A 17,639-nucleotide genomic window follows, 5' to 3' on the forward strand; every position below is an offset into this window, starting at 1 on the left:
CCGCGAGTCCGCGGGCCCCCCGCCCCCCCCCGCCGCCCCCGACCCGTCACCCGCTCCGGCCCTCGGCATCGCCCCGACACCCGCGCCCCCCCCCATTCGTCGTCGGTCAGGCCCGGTCGATCAGGTGCAGCCGATCAGGCGCCATCGGTCAGGCGCGGTCGATCAGGTGCGGTCGATCAGGACCTGGACGCCGTCGAGGATCCGGTCCAGGCCGAACCGAAGGGTGTCCGTCGGCGCGGCGGCGTCGCCGGGGGCGAAGGCACCGGCGGCGAGGGCGGCGGTCAGGGCGGGGAAGCGGTCGGGCTGCCGGGTGAGCAGTTCGCCGGTGAGGTGGGCCCATTCGCGGCTGTGGGCCTCGTCGAAGTCGAGCTGCTGTTGCGCGTGGGTGCGCACGTATCCGGCGACGAGGACGAAGACGCGGTGCTGCTGCGCGGCGGTCAGGCCGGTGGGGGCCAGGGCGGTGAGGGCGGCGTCGAGCCAGCCGAGCTGGTTGGGGCCCATGAGCTGGTGGCGCATCGCGGTGGCGGCCAGTAGCCAGGGGTGGCTGCGGTGGACCTGCTCGGACGCGCGTGCCCAGGCGACGATCCGCGGGCGCCAGTCGGGGCCGGCCGCGGTGAGGTCGGGGGCGTCGGCGAGGACGGACTCGACCATCAGCTCGACGAGTTCGGCCTTGCCGGGCACGTAGCGGTAGAGCGCCATCGCGGACATCCCGAACCCGGCGGCGACCTTGTTCATGGAGACGGCCTCCAGGCCCTCGGCGTCCGCCAGCCCGACCGCGGCCTCGGCGATCCGGCCCGGGGTGAGGCTCGGTTTGGGACCCCGGGTGGGTCGGTCCTGCTCGCCCCACAGCAGCGCGACGCCCGCGCGCAGGTCGCGCACCTTCTCCTTGGCCATGCGGCCCTCCTTCTCGTGTCGGTTCCCGTGCCTCGTGTCGGGTCCGGTTCCCGTGCCCGGTCCGGCCGGGCCGTTGACACCCGACAGGAACTGTATATACCTTAAACACATCGAACTGCTGATGCCATAAACAGTTGGGGGAACCACCATGCTCGCCACCGTCATCGCCGCCTCCGCCGCCACCGCGCTCGCCGCCCCCGTCGCCGGGCTCCTCGGCTACCGGGGGCTCAAGCGCCACGCCGCCGCCGAGCGGATGCGCATCACGTCGCCGAAGGGCATCGACGAGTCCGGGTTCGTCCGCATCGGGGGCATCGACCAGTGGGTCTCCGTCCGCGGCGAGAGCCTCGACAACCCGGTGGTGCTGGAGATCCACGGCGGCCCCGGCGCCTCCAACCTGCCGTTCGTCCCCCGCACCCGGGCCTGGGAGCGGCACTTCACGATCGTCCGCTGGGACATGCGGGGCGGCGGCAAGACCTTCGGCCACGGGGGCCCGGAGGGGCAGGGCGAGATGAGCCTCGACCGGCTGCACCGGGACGCGCTGGAGGTCACCGAGTACGTCCGCGCCCGGCTCGGCGTGCCGAAGGTGCTGCTGGTCGCCAACTCGATCGGCACCGTGCTCGGCCTGCGCCTGGCCCGCAACCACCCCGAGCTGTACTCGGCCTACGTCGGCACCGACCAGAACGTCCTCGCCGGCGGCCGCCCGCACCCCGCGTACGACGCCCTGGTCGAGCGGCTCCGGGCCGGCGGCAAGCGCAAGGAGCTGGCCGCCGTCACCGCGATGGGCCCGGACGCCACGGCGTGGAGCACCCACCAGTGGTCGGAGTTCAACAAGCTGGTCGTCACCACCGACCCGCTGACCTTCGACACCATGAAGACCATCGTGGTCCGCTCGCTCTGGTTCTCGCCGCTGCACACGCTGCGCGAACTGAGGACGTACCTGAAGGGCATGACCTTCGCCGAGCAGCTGGGCCCGCAGGCGATGGCGGTCGACGAGTACGCCGAGGGCACCGACTTCGCGCTCCCGTTCTTCGTCTTCCAGGGCGACAGCGACGTCCTCACCCCGCCCGCGCCGGCCCGCCGCCTCTTCGACGCCGTCAGCGCGCCGGTCAAGGACTTCGCCCTGATCCGGAACGCCAGCCACTTCGCGTCCTTCCGCGAGCCGGAGCAGTTCCTGGAGCTCATGCTCACCAAGGTCCGGCCGGTCGTCACGGGCGAACTCGCCGCCCGCTGAGGCCGCCGGCGCCGACGCCAACGCCGACGCCAACGCCGGGAGAGTGTCCGTTTCCTTCAAGACGGGCGCCCGCACCGCCGCCTAGCGTGACGGGCATGAACAGCGAGAACAGCACGATCAGCACGAGCAGTACGAGCGGCACCGGCAGCACGAAAAGCACCACGCCGGCACCGAGGTTCGCGTTCGTCGGCATCGCCGTCTCCGACATGGCCGCCTCGGTCGCCTTCTACCGGCGGCTCGGGCTCCTGTTCCCCGACGGGGCCGAGCACGAGCCGCACGTCGAGGCGGAGCTGCCGGGCGGACTGCTCCTGGCGCTCGACGCCGAGTCGACCATCCGCTCCTTCCACCCGGACTGGCGGCCCCCGACCGGCGGCAGCCGGACTGGGCTCGCGTTCCGCTGCGAGAGCCCCGCGCACGTGGACGCGGTGTACGAGGACCTCGTCGGAGCCGGGTACCACGGGGAGTTGAAGCCGTTCGACGCGTTCTGGGGCCAGCGGTACGCCTCGGTGCACGACCCCGACGGCAACGGCGTCGACCTGCTGGCCGTCCTCACCGAGGACACCCCCTAGGACCGGACCAGGTCGGTCAGCGGCAGCCCGGTCAACTCTCGCACGTCGCGCGCCAGATGGGCCTGGTCGGCGAAGCCCGTCCGGGCCGCGGTGTCCGCGAAGGGGACGCCGGAGCGGGCCAGGGCGAGAGCGCGCTGCAGGCGGAGGATGCGGGCGAGGGTCTTCGGGCCGTAGCCGAAGGCGCTCAACGAGCGGCGGTGCAGCTGGCGTTCGCCGAGGGCGACGCGCTCGGCGGTCGCCGTGACGGACCGGCCCGCCGCCAGGGACGCGACGACGGCGCGCAGCAGCGGGTCGGCGGGCCCGGCGTCGGCCGCGAGGCGCAGGGCGAGGTCCTCCAGGGCGGCGACCGGGTCGGGGGCCGCGTCGATGCGGCCGGTGAGGCGGCGCACCTCGGCGGCGGGGCGCAGGTCGGCCAGGTCGACGCGGCGGTCGCGCAGCTCGTGCGCGGGGACGCCGAGCAGCGCGGGGGCCGTACCGGGGTAGAAGCGGACGCCCGCCCAGGGGCCGGCGAGCCCGGGCCCGGGGCGGAAGGCGTGGGTGTCCGGGCCCGCGACGAGCAGCCGGCCCTCCGTCCACAGCAGGTCCATGCAGCCGTCGGGCAGGACCGGCGCGGCGGAGGGAGCGGGCAGCACCGCAGCGCGCGTCCACACCACCGCACCGGGGAGGCGGGACGCGCGCTCGGCGTACTCGGGGGCCACGCCTCGAAGGCTACGCCCGGAAGCGCGGAAGGCCACGCGCGGAAGGCCACCCCCGGACGGCTACGCCCGCAGGTGCCGCAGGACGGAGGCGGCGGCGCGGGCGACGGCGTCCCGGACCTCGTCGGTGTGGTCCGCGAGCTCGAAGCCGTGGTGCCCGTTCGGGACGTCGATCACCTCCAGCGCCGCCTCGTGCTCCCCCGCCGCCGCGACGAACCCGGCGACCGTCGCCGCGATCGCGTCCGCCTCCAGCCCGGCCCGGGTGAGCACGATCGGCAGCCGGCCCGCCCCCGCCACCGCCTCCGCCGGGCGGAAGCGCCGGTCGACGGCCTCCCAGCCGGGCAGCGGCGCGAGGACGGGGTAGTTCGCGGCGAGGCAGCGCAGCCAGGACGGCGGCTCGGCGAGCCAGTCGGTGGTCAGCAGGCCGCCGCCGGAGAAGAACCAGAGCGCGATCCGGTCGCCGTCCACGCGCGGGTGGGCGCGCAGCGCCTCGACGGCCGCGGCGATCTCGTCGGCGGCCCGCGGGTACCCGTAGAGCTCGTCCAGGCCGTGCTCGACCGTCGCGCCGACGACGCCGAGGCTCGCCGCGTACCGGCCGTAGCCGACGTACACCGGCCAGTCGCGCGGGGTGGGCCGGGTGCCGGCGGGGACGGGGCCGCCGTGGACGAACAGCACGGCGGGCAACGGGCCTTCGGCTTCCGGCAGGTAGACGTCGAGGTTCCCGGCCCGCTCGTGCGCGCAGTCCGGCAGCGGGTGCTCCGGGGTGTCCAGGACGTGCGGGCGCGAGAACACCGGCGCCTCGGCGGCGGGCGGCGGGGCGATCCGGTGGCCCTCGCCGGCGGCGGCCCTGAGCAGGAGGTCGGCGAGCTCCTCCGGGCGGGAGAGCATCGGCCAGTGGCCGGTGTCGAGGTCGAAGAAGCCCACCCGGGGGTCGGCCAGGAACCGGAACTGCGGCATGCCCGTGCGCACCATGGCCTCGACGCTCGCGATGGTGACGCCGCCCGAGGTGCAGAGGATCCCGGTGGTCGGCACCGAGGCGACGGCGCCGGACAGCCGCAGCGGCTCGGTGAGGCTGGCGACGGGCTGCGCGGTGGCCAGCCCGGTGAGCCGGTCCAGCGCTTCGGCGGTGAGGCCGTCGGTGCTCCCCCAGCGGTGCCACTCGCCCCGGCCGGGCGCCGGGAGGAGGCCGTCCGCGGGTCGGCGGGCCGGGTCGGTCAGCACCTCGCGGGCGAGCTGGTCGGGGACGAGCTGGACGGCCCGGTCGCCGTCCACCGGCAGGCCGGCGTCCAGGTAGACGATGCGGGTGAGGCGGTCCGCCCGCCGGTCGGCGGCGCCGAGCACCGGGTGGATGCCGTACTCGTGGCCGACCAGGACGACTTCGGGGTCGGCGGCGGCGTCGATCAGGCGCAGGACGTCCTCGACGTGGGCCTCCAGGCCGGCACCGCCCCCGCCGGCGAGCGTCGCCTCGTGCACCTCGGCGCCGGCCGCGCGGAGCCGGGTGCTCACCTCCCGCCAGATCCAGCCCCCGGTGAAGTGGCCCGGTACCAGCACGAATGCGGTCATGTCGCATCTCCTCCTCGTCGTTCGTCGTCACCCGGCGTCACCCGGCGTCGCAGGCAGTCGCAGGCAGTCGCAGGCAGTCGCCCGACAACGCCGGTGATCACCCGGCCGACCCCCGTCCGGCCGGGCGATGCGGGTACCGTAGGAACTCCCCCTGAGGGAGGTTCAAGCCTTGCCACCGGCCGTCCTGTGGAGCATTGGTGAGCTCGCGGAGCACGCGGGCGTCACCGTCAAGACCGTCCGCTTCTACTCCGACCGCGGCCTGCTGCCCGAAGCCGGGCGCAGTTCCGGCGGCCACCGGCGGTACGGGCCGGAGGCGCTGGAGCGGCTGCGGCTGATCCGCTCGCTGCGCACGCTCGACCTGCCCGTCCCGGAGGTCGGCCGGCTGCTGGAGCAGGACGGGGGGCTGGGCGACGCCCTGGAGGACGCGGTGGCCCGGCAGTTGCGCGAGCTCGGCTCCCAACTCACCGCCCTGCGCTGGCGGGAGGCCGCCCTGCGGCTGCTGCACGAGTGCCCGCCCGAGGAGCGCGCCGACCGCCTGACGCTCATCGGCGGGCTGACCACCCCGCCGGACACCACCCCGCTGGCCCGCTTCTGGCGGCGCGCGCTGCCGCTGCGGATGCCCGCCCGGCTGACCGCCGCGATCGTCGACGCGGCCGTCCCGCAGCCCCCGGCGGACCCGGCGCCCGACCAGGTGCTGGCGTTCGCCCGGCTGAACGCGCTCGTCTCCCAGGGCTGTTCGGGCCCGAGCCACTCCGCCACCGGCAAGGGCGGCTGCCCGAACGAACTCGCCCGCACGGACCACGAGTACCGGCCCGCCGTGCTCTACGAGGGGCTCGGCGAGGCCTACGACCTGGCCTCGGCGGAGCTGCGCGCCGGCCGGGACCCGTACGACGGCGGGGCGCTCGACAACTTCGTCGCCGCCCACGCCGCCTCCCGCTCCGTCCGGGACACGCCGGACTTCCGGCGCCGGCTGCGGGTCATGCTCGACGTCACCGACGACCCGGTGATCGCGCGCTACTGGGAGCTCGCCGGCGTACTGACCACACCCGACGAGCCCACCCTCGGCCGGGCGCACGCCTGGCTGCGGGCGGCGCTGGCGGGGCAGCTGGCGGCAGCCGCCTGAAGAGGCCTGCCACCGTTTCGGCCCCGGCCGAAACGACTCCGCGCGACCATGGAGGCATGTCGCTCGCCCAGCTGGCCGCCCTGCTCGCCGACCCCACCCGCGCCGCGTTCTGCGGCGCGCTGCTCGACGGCCGCGCCTGGACGGCCGGCGAGCTGGCCCGGCACGCTGGCGTCGCGCCGTCCACGGCGAGCGAGCACCTGTCGCGCCTGATCGCGGGCGGCCTGCTCGCCGAGGAGCGGCAGGGGCGGCACCGGTACGTCCGGCTGGCCGGGCCCGCCGTCGCCACGCTGATCGAGGACCTCACGGTCTTCGCCGAGTCGGCGGCGGGGGACGCCGCCGGCGGAAGCGGGCCGGCCCCGGGCACCCTCCGCGAGGCCACCCGCCGCAGCGCCGAGGCCCGCGCCCGCACCTGCTACGACCACCTGGCCGGGCGCCTCGGCGTGGCCGTCGCCGACGCCATGCTCGACCGCGGCCTGGTCAGCGACGACGCCGGGCTCGCCCTCACCGGGGACGGCCTCGGCTGGCTCGCCGAGCAGGCCATCGACCTGCCGCCCCGGGCGGGCGGCAGGGGCGCCCGCCCGGTGGTCCGCACCTGCCTGGACTGGACGGAACGCCGCACCCACCTCGGCGGAGCGCTGGGCGCGGCGCTCTGCCGGACGGCGCTGGAGCGCGCGTGGGTGCAGCGGATCGGTTCCGGCCGGGCCCTGCGCGTCACGCCGGACGGGGACCGCGCGCTGCGCGAACTCCTCGGTCTGCGGCTGGAGCCGGAAGCCGGCTAACCCATCGTCTTCGCGCCGTCCAAGGACTCCCGCAGGATGTCCGCGTGCCCCGCGTGCTGCGCCGTCTCGGCGAGGACGTGCAGCAGGACGCGCCGCACCGACCACGTCGCCCCCGGCTCGAACCACGGCGCCTTCGGCAGCTCGTGCGCGAGGTCGAGGTCCGGCAGCGTCCGGACCAGCTCGTCCGTCTCCCGGGCCACCTCCTCGTAGCGGGCGAGCAGCCCGGCGAGCGTCTCGCCGTCGAGCATCCGGAACATCGCGGCCCAGTCGTCCTGCGAGCCGCCGCCGCGCCGCATCTCCTCGGCGCCGCCGACCGCGAACCGCATCCAGCGCGCCTCCACCGCGGCGACGTGCTTGATCAGGCCGCCCAGGCACAGTTCACTGGCCGTGGTGCGCCGGGCGGCCTGCTCGTCGGTGAGGTCGCGGACGGTGTACCGCAGGAAGCCGCGGTGCTTGCCGAGCGTCGCGACGAGGTCCTCGCGCTCGCCCATCAGGCGTCCGCCAGGGTGGGCAGGTCGCCGGCGGTCGTCCCCGTGTCGATGATCCCGAAGGCGGCGCCCTGCGGGTCGCCGACCACCGCGAACCGGCCGAACGGGCTGTCCATCGGCTCCATGTGCACGGCGCCGCCGCCCGCGCGCAGCCGGACGAGCGCCGCGTCGACGTCGGCCACCGCGAAGTACACGCTCACGTACGAGGGCACCTCGGGCGGCAGGTCGGCCGGACCCATCGCCATCCGGCCCAGCACCGGCTGCTCGCCGAGCCGGAAGATCTTGTAGTCGACCTGCTCGCTGTCCATCTTCTGCACGCCGTACGGGAAGACCGCGGGGAAGAACCCGTCCGCCCCGGCCGGGTCGCGGGTCACCACCTCGGCCCAGCAGTACGCGCCGGGCTCGCCCTGCTTCTCGAAGCCCTCGTGGGTACCGGCCTGCCAGACGCCGAACACGACGCCGCCCGGGTCCTTCGCGATCACCATCGTGCCGAACTCGCCGACCTGCATCGGGCCCATCAGCACCTCGCCGCCGTTGCCGCGGATCTTCTCGGCGGTGGCGGCGGCGTCCGGCGAGGCGAGGTACAGGCACCAGGCGGACGGGGCCTGGGTACCGTCCGGGCCTGACATCGGCGGCACGACGGCGGCGACGGCCTTGCCGTCCGAGTAGGCCTGCGTGTAGTTGCCGAACTCCGACGAGCTCTCGCCGAAGGTCCAGCCCAGGACGTCGCCGTAGAAGGTCTTGGCGCCCTCCAGGTCGGTGAACATCGCGTCGGCCCAGCAGGGTGTGCCTTCAGGTAGCGCGGCCATCTGTCTGCCCTCTCGTACGGCTCTCGCGTGGCATTTACGCCCGGTTTGCCCCCATTCCGTCACCCTAGCCAGTCCCCTCGCCGCCCGCGCGCCCGCACACGGCGCGGCCGGTCGGAGCCCGTCCCGACCGGCCGCACCACGCCCCGCACCGGGGCCCTCGCCCGCGCCGGCTACCCGACCAGCGCCGACGCCACACGGGCCGCCGACGTGCCCAGCCCCGTCGGCCCGCCGGGCACCACGCCCAGCCGCGGCACCTCCGCCCGCGCCGCGTCGTGCCCCTCACGCCCGAAGTGCCGCTTCAGGTCGTCCTCGGTGTACCGGCGGCACCCCCGGTGCCAGTTCAGGATCCCCGCGATCCAGTTCTCCAGTTCCCCGACGTACCCCCCGAGCAGCTCGCGCGCCGCGTCGTCGAGCCCGAGGTCGTCGTACAGGACCGGGAGCTCCTTGGCCGCGACGTGCTGGAACTGGGCGAGCCGCGAGTGCATCAGGTCGTCGACGATCCGGACGGCCGACGGGTAGTCGCAGCCGAAGAAGTTCTGGACCACCAGGACGACGTTGTGCACCTCGCCCTCGTACTCGATCTCCTTCTGGTACGAGAAAAGGTCGTTGATCATGCAGGCGTAGTCGGCCGCCGAGTTCTCCAGTGAGCGCATCACGCCGTGCTCGTACACCTCGGGCGGCACGGTCTGCCCGTGGCCGATCCGGCTGAGGCTCATCGTGAGGTCGGAGCCGAAGGTGGCCCGGCGCATCTCCAGGTAGTCGACCGGGTCCGGGATGCGGTGCTGCACCTGGTTGGAGATCTCCCAGATCCAGCTGTGGAGCATGTCCTCGATGCTGCTGCGGAGCGTCCGCCGGGCATCGGCGGTCATCGGCCCCGCCGTCCGCTCCCAGATGTCGGCCAGGCCCCGCTCCAGGGCGGTGGCCGGCTCCGCGGCCGGGCCGCCGTCGTCGACCGGCATGAACAGCGGCAGCCGCTCGACGGCGAGCTTGGCACCGGCGAGGTCGCGGGTGCGCCCGTAGACCCGGGGGAAGTAGTCGTCCGCCCAGGTGCCCCAGAGCAACCAGGCCGAGCCGATGTCGAGTTGAGCGGCCGTGGCGTCCGGGTGCATGCCCGCCATGCAGAGCGGGAGGTCGTAGTCGCGGGTGGACTCGGCCGTCCAGAGCGCGGACCCGGGGACGCCCGGCAGGTCGTCCAACAGGCCCATCCGCCGGGCCCATTCGACGGCCCGGTCGCGCGCGCCCGCCAGGTCAGGGTTCAGGGTCAGGGGGAACGGCACCTTGAACTCCGGCAGCCGGGACGGCCCGACGTGCTGGAACGGCACGTGGCCGTGCGAACGCGCCCGCCGCACCGCGGGATCCACCGCGCCCGGCCCGACGGGCGCCGCCGGCACCTCCGGCCCGGGCCCGCCGCCGCGCACCAGGTCCAGCGCCGACGTGCCGATCCCGCCGATCGCGAACGGGTCCCACCCGGCCCGGGCGTCAATGGACTCGACCGACTCCGACTCCGACCCCGGTTCCGCCGCCGCGCCCCCGCCGTTCATGCCCCCGCCGTTCATGTAGCGGCTCGACCGCATGTGCCACTCGTGCCCGCCCGACTGCCAGTCCTGCAGCCCCTTGACGTACGTCAGCACCTTGGCGCGGCCGATCGGTTCGAGCCCGGTCTCGGCGAACAGCACGGGCAGTTCGGTGAACACGGTGTTCTCGAACTGCTGGAGCCGTGAGGTGAGCAGGTCGTTGACCGCCTCGGCGGCCTCCTGGGTGGAGCACTCCAGGAACCGCTCCAGCACCAGGATGCCGTTGCTCAGCTCGCCCTCGTCCTCCACCTCCCGCTGGTAGGAGAAGATGTCGTTGCGCAGGTGCACGGCGTCGGCGAACGCGTCCATCAGCACCCTCAGCGCGCGCGAGCCCGAGACCTCCTTCGGCACCTCGGCCCCGGCGGCCACCTCGACCAGCTGCGCGGACCACGGCGCGCCGCCGACCTTGCGGCGCATCTCGATGTACTCGACCGGGTTGGCGATCCGGCCGGCGTTGATGTTGGAGAGCTCCCACAGCGACTCGTCGAGCAGGTTCCGGGTGCTCTCGGCGAAGCGGACCCGCCAGTCCTCGCCCATCGCCGGCACGGTCCGCCGCCAGAGGTCGGCCAGGCCCGCCTCGACCGGGTTCTCCGGCTCGGGGACCGGGGCGGCCGGGTCGGCCGGCATGAACAGCGGCAGCCGGTCGAGGTGCGCCTTGCCGCCCTCGCGGTCGTTGGTCCGCTTGTACATGTCGAGGAAGTGGTCGTCGAAGAAGAAGACCCACACGTACCAGTCGGTGACCAGCGACAGCGCCTCGGCGGAGGCGTCGGGGTGGGTGTAGGCGCAGAGCAGGCCGTAGTCGTGGGCGTCGAGGTCCTCCTGGTCCCAGATCCCGGACCCCTCCAGCATGCCCATCTCCCGCGCCCAGTCGGAGGAGTGGGCCCGGGCCCCGTCGAGATGGGGGTTGAGACGTGCCGGGTGCGGCACGTAGAAGGACGGCAGTTCGAACGGCTGGGTCACGGCGGGCGAGCCTTTCTGGACGCGTCGACTTGGACCAAGGATGACGCGCGCTCCCGGCCCGGCACCGGCACAACAAGAACAGTCATATGAGATGACCCACGTGCTCGAACCCCCGGTCGAACTTCCGCCCGAGCGACCGGCCAACGGTGGCTCACCCGTGCGGGATCGGGAGCCCCACCCGCACCATCCGCCACAACCACCCGCCCAGCGGAGCGCACACCCACCGGGCACACGCCACCGGCGCCACGTCCTCACCACGCACGCACCACCCACGAGCCCCCACCACCCCGAACGGCCGGAAGGACGGGCCGAGTTCGGCCCGTCCTTCCCGGGAGGCGCACCGCGGCACCGGCCGCGCACCGCGGCACCGGCCGCTCAGGCCGCTCAGGCCGCCAGACCGAGGACCAGCGAAGCCGCCACCGGCGCGAGGTAGACCAGCGGGAACGGGACGTGCGCGTAGTGGCGGGCGCGGACGACGGTGAGCGCGGCGCCGACGAAGTAGAGGATCAGGCCGACGGCGGCGAGGCGGCCGACCCCCGGGACGAGGAGGCCCACCAGGAGGCCGGCCGCGCCCGCGGCCTTGGCGATCCCGAGCCAGACCCACCAGCTGCGCGGGACGCCGTACTGGGCGAGCGGCTCGACGACGTACTTCGCTCCGGCGAAGACCGAGCCGGCCGAGAATCCGGCCATGACGGCGCCGAGGACGGTGACGATGACGTAGGCCACGGACATTGAAGTGCTCCCCACTCGGTGGCTGGTTGGTCCGACACTCCTTCGACCCGCCGGAAGCGGAGAGTGTGACCGCCACGGGGAAAAAATGTTCCGTCCAGGGGTGGGGTGTTGGCTCCGGACGCCCCCAACAACCGCTACGCCAACGAACAAACCAGGTCCGCCATGGCCTCGATCCCCAAGACTTCCCCTCCTACGGGCGTGTTGACCACCACCCCTCCCACCCCGTCGACCAGACTGGGCGCCTACCCGACCGATTCACTCCGAGGAGGGCCCCATGGACGTCACCGTTCGGCTCGCACAGCAGCCCGAGGCCGATGATCTGCTCGGACGCAGCGCGCTCGCCGCGCTCGTCGGCATGCTGCTGGACCAACAGGTGCCCATGGAGTGGGCGTTCACCGGCCCGTTGACCATCGCCCAGCGGCTCGGACGGAACGACCTGGACGCCCACGAGATCGCCACGTACAACCCCGAGGAGTTCGTGGCCCTGCTCTCCGCGAAGCCGGCCGTGCACCGCTACCCGGCCGCGATGGCCAAGCGGGTGCAGCAGCTCTGCCAGTTCCTCGTGGCGCAGTACGACGGCGACGCCGCCGCGCTGTGGAAGGACGCCAGGACGGGCAAGGAGCTGCTGAGCCGGCTCAACGCACTCCCCGGCTTCGGCAAGCAGAAGTCCCAGATCTTCCTGGCACTGCTCGGCAAGCAGTACGGCGTGCGGCCGGACGGCTGGCGCGAGGCGGCCGGCGCGTACGGCGACGAGGGCGCGCACCGCTCGGTCGCCGACATCACCGGGCCCGAATCGCTCGTCCTGGTACGGGAGTTCAAGCAGGAGGCGAAGCGCGCCGCGAAGGAGGCCAAGGCCACCGCCAAGGCGCGCTGAGCCGCCCGACCGCCCACCGGACCGGCTCAGGCCACCGCCGGACCGGCCGCGGTCCGGCGCTCGTCGGCGTCCGCCAGCCAGAAGTACACCGGCGGCAGCCCGAGTTCGAGCGCGGCCAGCACGGCCTGGAACGCGCCCGGCCAGCCCGTCGCCGCGAGCGACAGCAGCCGCCCGGCGCCACCGAGCAGGAACACGCCGGCGAGCCACCGGACGGTGCGCGCCGGGATCGTCGCCTGCCGGGCGAGCCGGATCCAGGCGGCGCCGTACCCGGCGAAGATCCCGCCCATGAAGCGGCCCCAGCTGTCGATCGTCGCCCCGGCGTGCTCCTCGCCGGGGAGCACGGCGTTGCCCACCAGCACGTGTCCGAGGCCGATCGCCACGCACGCGATCCCCATCGTCCACACGAGCGCCCGCAGTGCCTTGGCCATGACGCACCCACCCCATGCCTCGGTTGACGCGTGCCGCTTGGTTGACACATGTCTACTTCCATGAGGCACCCGTTAGTAGACACGTGTCAAGTAGTCTTCACCCGTGCCAGCACGCCAGCGCCTCTCCCCCGCCGACCGCCGCGCCCAGCTCCTCTCCGTCGGAGCCCGGCTCTTCGCCGCCCGGCCCTACGAGGAGGTGCTGATGGAGGAGGTCGCCGCGCAGGCGGGCGTCTCCCGCGCCCTGCTCTACCGGCACTTCCCGGGCAAGCGGGACCTCTTCGCCGCCGTCTACCAGCAGGCCGCCGACCAGCTGCTGGGCAAGTCCCGCTTCGACCCGGCCGACACGCTCGTCGAGCAACTGGTCGAGGGCATGGACGCGCACCTCGACTACTTCGTCGCCAACCGGCACGCCGTCCTCGCCGCGAACCGCGTGCTGGCCGGCGACCCGGTGATCCAGACGATCATGACCGACGAGCTCGACGCCCTGCGCGCCCGCCTCCTCGGCGTGCTCCCCCTCGCCGACGACGGCACCCGCGCGGCGGTGTCCCAAGTCCTGCGCAGCTGGCTGGTGTTCGTCCAGGTCCTGGTCGTCGACTGGCTCACCGAGGAGACCTGCACCCGCACCGAGCTCCGCGACGCGTGCATCGGCGGCTGCATCGGCGCCCTCCGCCCGCTGCTGCCGGTCGACCCGGCCCCCGACTGGCCGCGCACCGCCGGGGACGTCAGCTGAGCCGCCGATAGGCGTAGCGCCCCCGGATCCGCCGGACGAAGAACCGGCCGTGGCTGTCCGCCGCCATCAACTCGCGGTGCACCCGGGCCGGCACGGCCGCGTACTCGTACACGCGCCCGCCGAGGAACTCCAGCTCCAGCCGCCGCGCCGGGCGGTCGTACCCGACCGAGCGCAGCACCGAGGACTCCACCGCCGTACGGTCCATGACCCGTCCAGTGTGCGCACGAGGGCCCCGGCCGCGCATCGCGACCGGGGCCCTAGTCCGCACGGAACCGTCAGACCAGCTCGGGCTCCCGGGCCCCGACGGCCGCGTCCGACTCCGCACCCGCGGCGACGGCCTTCCGGCGCGGCAGCGCGAACATCAGCAGGAACACCACCACCAGCACCCCCGCGACCCACCACATCGCGTGGACGAAGGCCCCGCTGAACGCGTCCCCCACCGCCGTCGGCGCGACGACGTCGTCCATGGCCCCGAAGAAGGCCACCGACACCAGGCCGAGCCCGAGCGCGTTGCCCACCTGCTGCACGGTGTTGATCAGGCCCGACGCCGATCCGGCGTGCTCGCGCGGCACCTCCGCCAGGATCGCGTCGGTGATCGGCGCGACGATCAGCCCCATCCCGAGGCCCATCACGACCAGCGGCAGCGCCATCTGCCAGGGCGCGATCGCCGTCCCGTAGCGGTGCGCCTCCCAGATGTAGGTGAGCACGCCCGCCGCCATCACCAGCGCGCCGGTCTGCAGCACCCGGCGCCCGAACCGCGGCACCAGCTTCTGCACGGACAGCCCGGCGGCCGTCGAGACCGCGAGCGAGAACGGGATGCCGGTCGAGCCGGCCTTCAGCGGGCTCCAGCCGAGGCCCATCTGCATGTAGAGGGTCCACACCAGGAAGAAGATCCCGCAGACCACGCCGAAGGTGAGCTGCACGCCGATCCCGGCCGCGAAGGACTTCACCCGGAACAGCGAGAGCTCCACCAGGGGCGAGCCGTCCCGCCGGGCCTTGGCCTTCTCGTACACCACGAACAGCGCGAACACCACGAGGCTGCCGGCCATCGACAGGTAGCCCCAGAGCGGCCAGCCGGCCTCCCGCCCGTGCGTCAGCGGGTAGATCAGCATCAGCAGGCCGACGCTCGCGAGGGCCACGCCCACCAGGTCGAGCTTGAGCGCCTTCTCGGCCTTCGACTCGCTGATGAAGCGGCGCCCGGCCAGCAGGCCGGCCAGGCCCACCGGCAGGTTGATCAGGAAGATCGGCCGCCAGGCCAGGCCGAGGAGGTCCCACTCGGTGAGCAGCGCGCCGATCAGCGGCCCGGAGACGGCGCCCAGGCCGACCACCGCGCCGAACATGCCGAACACCTTGCCGCGCTCCTCCGCCGGGAAGGTCGCGTGGATGATCGAGAGCACCTGCGGCACCATGAGGGCCGCCGTGCCGCCCTGGAGCACCCGCATCGCGACCAGCATGTCCGGCCCGGTGGCCAGGCCGCACAGCGCGGACGCGAGCGTGAAGCCGCCGATGCCGACCAGGAACAGCCGCTTGCGGCCGTAGATGTCGCCGAGGCGCCCGCCGGTGATCAGGCCGATCGCGAAGGCCAGCGCGTAGCCGCCGGTCACCCACTGGATGGCGCTGAAGGAGGCGCCGGTGTCCTCCTGGATGCTGGGGACGGCGATGTTGACGATCGTCACGTCCACCAGGTCCATGAAGGAGGCGACCATCACGATCGCCAGCGCGATCCACCTCCGCCGGTCGGTGTCCACTGTGCTCATCACACGCTCCTCGTTCGTCTCGCTCGTCGGCACGTGGACGACGGTAGGGGGCATGTAGGCCAGATCCTGTCCCAGTTCTCCGGCATCCTGGACGGCATGACCGACACCCCGGCCCGTCTGCTGAACCTGCTCTCCCTGCTGCAGACCCCGCGCGAGTGGCCCGGCAGCGAGCTCGCCGAGCGGCTCGGCGTCAGCGCCCGGACGATCCGGCGCGACATCGACCGGCTGCGCGACCTCGGCTACCCGGTGCAGGCGACGATGGGCGCGATCGGCGGCTACCGGCTGGTCGCGGGGACGGCGATGCCGCCGCTGCTGCTGGACGACGAGGAGGCGGTCGCCATCGCGGTCGGGCTGCGGGCCGCGGCCGGGCACGCGGTGGTGGGCATCGAGGAGGCCTCCGTCCGGGCCCTGGGCAAGCTGCTCCAGGTGCTGCCCGGGCGGCTCCGGCACCGGGTGGGCGCGCTCAACACGGCCACCGTGCCGCTGATGACCGGCGACGGCCCGACCGTCGACCCGGACGACCTCACCCTGCTCGCCGGCGCCGTCGCCAACCACGAGCGCCTGCGCTTCGCCTACCGGGCCCGCGACGGCGCCGAGACCCGCCGCAACGTCGAGCCCGAGCGCCTGGTCTCCACCGGCCGCCGCTGGTACCTGGTCGGCTTCGACCTGGACCGGGACGACTGGCGGCTCTTCCGGGTCGACCGGCTCCGCGAGCCCTTCGCCACCGGCGCGCGCTTCACCCCGCGCCCGCTGCCCGCCGAGGACGCCGCCGCGTTCGTGGCCGACAAGCTGCGCCGCCGGAACACGGCGTACCGCATGGTCGCCACCGTGCACCGCCCCGCCGACGAGGTCGACCGCTGGATGCCGTGGACCGGGGAGTACCGGATCGAGCCGATCGACGACCGCACCTGCCGGCTGCACTCCCGGGGCGACTCGCTCAAGTGGCTCGCGTCCGGACTGCTGCTGCTCGACTGCGAGTTCGAGGTGCACGAGCCCCCGGAGCTGATCGCCCACCTGCGCACCCTGGCCGGCCGCGCCACCCGCGCGGCCGACCTGGCCGGTCCTCCCTGAGCCGTCAGACCCCGAACTCGGCGGTGAGCAGCGCCCGGCCGAGGGTGTGGAAGGTGAGGTGGAAGCCGACCTGGGCCGGCGGGGTGTCGGCCGAGACGTCCAGCTTCTCGACGTCGAGCGCGTGCACCGCGAAGACGTAGCGGTGCGGGGCGCCGGGCGGCGGGGCGGCGCCGTCGTACCGGTTGCCCGGGAAGTCGTTGCGCCCGTGGAAGGAGGCCGCGCCCGGCAGGGCGTCGTCCGAGGAGCCCGCGCCGCGCGGCAGTTCGGTGGTGCCGGCGGGCAGGTTCAGCGCGAGCCAGTGCCACCAGCCGGAGCCGGTCGGCGCGTCCGGGTCGTAGCAGGTGACGGCGATGCCGCGGGTGCCCTCCGGCAGGCCCGACCAGGACAGCTGCGGCGAGAGGTTGCCGCCGGCGTGGATGAACTCCCGCGCCAGCGTGCCGCCTTCGGTGAGGTCCGCGCTGGTCAGCGGGAAGGACGGCACCTGCGGCAGGAACTCGTACGGAAGCGGCGGACGGACACTCATGGCGTGCACCTCTCACGGTCGGGATGACACCGGTCACTGTAACGGGGTGCACGTCCGATCCGGTCGCCCCTAAAGTCGACACCATGGCTTCGAAATTCGCCCGGTTGCTCTCGGACTCCCGCCGCGCGCTGTTCACCATGCTCGGGATCCAGGCCGTCATCTGGTCCGTGCAGGTGCTGAACTGGCTGGACGACTACGACCTGTCCCGGGAGTTCGGTCTGCGCCCGGAACGGGTCGGCGACCTGCCCGAGATGTTCACCATGCCGTTCCTGCACTTCAGTTGGGACCACATCGTCTCCAACTCCTGGCCGCTGTTCGTGCTCGGCTTCCTGGCCGCCTACCGGGGCATGCGCAAGTTCCTGCTGGCCAGCCTGGTGATCGTGGTCTCCGGCGGGCTCACGGTCTGGCTGCTGGAGAGCCCGAACACCGTGACGGCCGGGGCGAGCGGCATGGTCTACGGCTACCTCGGCTACGTGGTGCTGCGCGGGGTCCTCGACCGCAACGTGCTGGACGCGGTGGTCGGCCTCGGCGTCGCCGCGGTCTACTGGACCATCCTGATCGGCGTGCTGCCGGTCGCCCACGGCGTCAGCTGGCTGGGCCACCTCGGCGGGCTGGCCGGCGGACTGGCCGCCGCCGTCCTGCTCCGCGACCAGGCGGCACCGAAGCCGGCGCCCGCGCCCGCACCCGCACCCGCACCCGCCGACTCCCGCTCCGCCCTGCTCAAGGAGCTGGACGACCTGGGCCTCTAGTACTCCAGTGAGAGTTCTCCGTTTTCCCTGGTCAGCGGCCTGGTGGTCGGGAGTGTAGCCGGGCCGTGCCGGGGGCGGAGGGGTGTTCGC

At 73.8% G+C, this 17,639-nt stretch carries 19 protein-coding genes; 8 read left to right on the forward strand and 11 right to left on the reverse strand.

What is annotated here, in order from left to right:
* Positions 1-162: 162 nt before the first annotated feature.
* Entirely contained in the window at positions 163-894 is a 732-nt protein-coding gene (locus ACFV4F_RS35820) for a TetR/AcrR family transcriptional regulator (RefSeq protein WP_380494517.1), read from the reverse strand.
* 148 nt (positions 895-1,042) lie between these two features.
* Between ACFV4F_RS35820 and ACFV4F_RS35825 the strand changes: the two genes are divergently transcribed.
* Together ACFV4F_RS35825 and ACFV4F_RS35830 are read left to right on the forward strand one after the other, a co-directional pair.
* Complete coding sequence (locus ACFV4F_RS35825; protein WP_380509024.1) at positions 1,043-2,125, forward strand: alpha/beta fold hydrolase; 1,083 nt, start codon at positions 1,043-1,045, stop codon at positions 2,123-2,125.
* Positions 2,126-2,220: 95 nt separating this feature from the next.
* Complete coding sequence (locus ACFV4F_RS35830) at positions 2,221-2,694, forward strand: VOC family protein (RefSeq protein WP_380509027.1); 474 nt, start codon at positions 2,221-2,223, stop codon at positions 2,692-2,694.
* Here ACFV4F_RS35830 and ACFV4F_RS35835 read toward each other — a convergent pair.
* Together ACFV4F_RS35835 and ACFV4F_RS35840 are read right to left on the reverse strand one after the other, a co-directional pair.
* On the reverse strand, positions 2,691-3,392 hold the full coding sequence (locus tag ACFV4F_RS35835; RefSeq protein WP_380444540.1) for a helix-turn-helix domain-containing protein: 702 nt from the start codon (positions 3,390-3,392) through the stop codon (positions 2,691-2,693). The two genes, ACFV4F_RS35830 and ACFV4F_RS35835, sit on opposite strands and share 4 nt — an antisense overlap.
* Before the next feature lie 60 nt (positions 3,393-3,452).
* The gene (locus tag ACFV4F_RS35840) at positions 3,453-4,952 is read right to left on the reverse strand and encodes an alpha/beta hydrolase (RefSeq protein WP_380509030.1); all 1,500 of its coding nucleotides are present in this window, start codon (positions 4,950-4,952) and stop codon (positions 3,453-3,455) included.
* 169 nt (positions 4,953-5,121) lie between these two features.
* Between ACFV4F_RS35840 and ACFV4F_RS35845 the strand changes: the two genes are divergently transcribed.
* Complete coding sequence (locus tag ACFV4F_RS35845; protein WP_380509033.1) at positions 5,122-6,075, forward strand: MerR family transcriptional regulator; 954 nt, start codon at positions 5,122-5,124, stop codon at positions 6,073-6,075.
* 56 nt (positions 6,076-6,131) lie between these two features.
* Positions 6,132-6,854 carry an ArsR/SmtB family transcription factor gene (locus tag ACFV4F_RS35850; RefSeq protein WP_380509036.1) on the forward strand — a complete coding sequence of 241 codons (723 nt, stop codon included), beginning with the start codon at positions 6,132-6,134 and terminating at the stop codon, positions 6,852-6,854.
* Here ACFV4F_RS35850 and ACFV4F_RS35855 read toward each other — a convergent pair.
* The 4 genes from ACFV4F_RS35855 to ACFV4F_RS35870 all read right to left on the reverse strand — a co-directional run bounded on the left by ACFV4F_RS35855 (position 6,851) and on the right by ACFV4F_RS35870 (position 11,417).
* Positions 6,851-7,345 (reverse strand): DinB family protein, encoded by a 495-nt coding sequence (locus tag ACFV4F_RS35855; RefSeq protein ID WP_380444547.1) that lies wholly within the window; start codon positions 7,343-7,345, stop codon positions 6,851-6,853. The two genes, ACFV4F_RS35850 and ACFV4F_RS35855, sit on opposite strands and share 4 nt — an antisense overlap.
* Entirely contained in the window at positions 7,345-8,151 is an 807-nt protein-coding gene (locus ACFV4F_RS35860) for a VOC family protein (RefSeq protein ID WP_380494532.1), read from the reverse strand. Before ACFV4F_RS35860 ends, ACFV4F_RS35855 begins: the two co-directional genes overlap by 1 nt.
* A 170-nt stretch (positions 8,152-8,321) precedes the next feature.
* Entirely contained in the window at positions 8,322-10,685 is a 2,364-nt protein-coding gene (locus tag ACFV4F_RS35865) for a germacradienol/geosmin synthase (protein WP_380509038.1), read from the reverse strand.
* A 384-nt stretch (positions 10,686-11,069) separates the two neighbouring features.
* A complete protein-coding gene (locus tag ACFV4F_RS35870) occupies positions 11,070-11,417 on the reverse strand; it encodes a DoxX family protein (RefSeq protein ID WP_380444551.1) in 348 nt (115 codons plus the stop codon).
* A 274-nt stretch (positions 11,418-11,691) separates the two neighbouring features.
* On the opposite strand from ACFV4F_RS35870, the gene ACFV4F_RS35875 reads away from it, so the two are divergent.
* Positions 11,692-12,291 (forward strand): HhH-GPD-type base excision DNA repair protein, encoded by a 600-nt coding sequence (locus ACFV4F_RS35875; protein WP_380509041.1) that lies wholly within the window; start codon positions 11,692-11,694, stop codon positions 12,289-12,291.
* Between the two features lie 26 nt (positions 12,292-12,317).
* Here ACFV4F_RS35875 and ACFV4F_RS35880 read toward each other — a convergent pair whose 3' ends face one another.
* Positions 12,318-12,719 carry a DUF4345 domain-containing protein gene (locus ACFV4F_RS35880; RefSeq protein WP_380509044.1) on the reverse strand — a complete coding sequence of 134 codons (402 nt, stop codon included), beginning with the start codon at positions 12,717-12,719 and terminating at the stop codon, positions 12,318-12,320.
* A gap of 103 nt (positions 12,720-12,822) precedes the next feature.
* Here ACFV4F_RS35880 and ACFV4F_RS35885 point away from each other — a divergent pair, with 103 nt between their 5' ends.
* The gene (locus tag ACFV4F_RS35885) at positions 12,823-13,449 is read left to right on the forward strand and encodes a TetR/AcrR family transcriptional regulator (RefSeq protein ID WP_380509047.1); all 627 of its coding nucleotides are present in this window, start codon (positions 12,823-12,825) and stop codon (positions 13,447-13,449) included.
* Here the strand turns inward: ACFV4F_RS35885 and ACFV4F_RS35890 are convergent.
* Both ACFV4F_RS35890 and ACFV4F_RS35895 read right to left on the reverse strand, forming a co-directional pair.
* Positions 13,442-13,654, reverse strand: coding sequence for a KTSC domain-containing protein (locus ACFV4F_RS35890; protein WP_380444558.1), 213 nt, complete (start codon positions 13,652-13,654; stop codon positions 13,442-13,444). The two genes, ACFV4F_RS35885 and ACFV4F_RS35890, sit on opposite strands and share 8 nt — an antisense overlap.
* Positions 13,655-13,724: 70 nt before the next feature.
* Entirely contained in the window at positions 13,725-15,206 is a 1,482-nt protein-coding gene (locus tag ACFV4F_RS35895) for an MFS transporter (protein WP_380509050.1), read from the reverse strand.
* Between the two features lie 96 nt (positions 15,207-15,302).
* On the opposite strand from ACFV4F_RS35895, the gene ACFV4F_RS35900 reads away from it, so the two are divergent.
* Positions 15,303-16,277: a helix-turn-helix transcriptional regulator gene (locus tag ACFV4F_RS35900; RefSeq protein WP_380444584.1), complete on the forward strand. Its 975-nt coding sequence runs from the start codon at positions 15,303-15,305 to the stop codon at positions 16,275-16,277.
* A gap of 4 nt (positions 16,278-16,281) precedes the next feature.
* Here ACFV4F_RS35900 and ACFV4F_RS35905 read toward each other — a convergent pair whose 3' ends face one another.
* A complete protein-coding gene (locus tag ACFV4F_RS35905) occupies positions 16,282-16,800 on the reverse strand; it encodes a YbhB/YbcL family Raf kinase inhibitor-like protein (protein WP_380444561.1) in 519 nt (172 codons plus the stop codon).
* A gap of 83 nt (positions 16,801-16,883) precedes the next feature.
* On the opposite strand from ACFV4F_RS35905, the gene ACFV4F_RS35910 reads away from it, so the two are divergent.
* Positions 16,884-17,549, forward strand: a complete 666-nt coding sequence (locus ACFV4F_RS35910) for a rhomboid family intramembrane serine protease (RefSeq protein ID WP_380509053.1) — start codon at positions 16,884-16,886, stop codon at positions 17,547-17,549.
* Positions 17,550-17,639 lie beyond the last annotated feature (90 nt).

The organism is Kitasatospora sp. NPDC059722, assembly GCF_042733235.1.
Taxonomy (GTDB): domain Bacteria; phylum Actinomycetota; class Actinomycetes; order Streptomycetales; family Streptomycetaceae; genus Kitasatospora.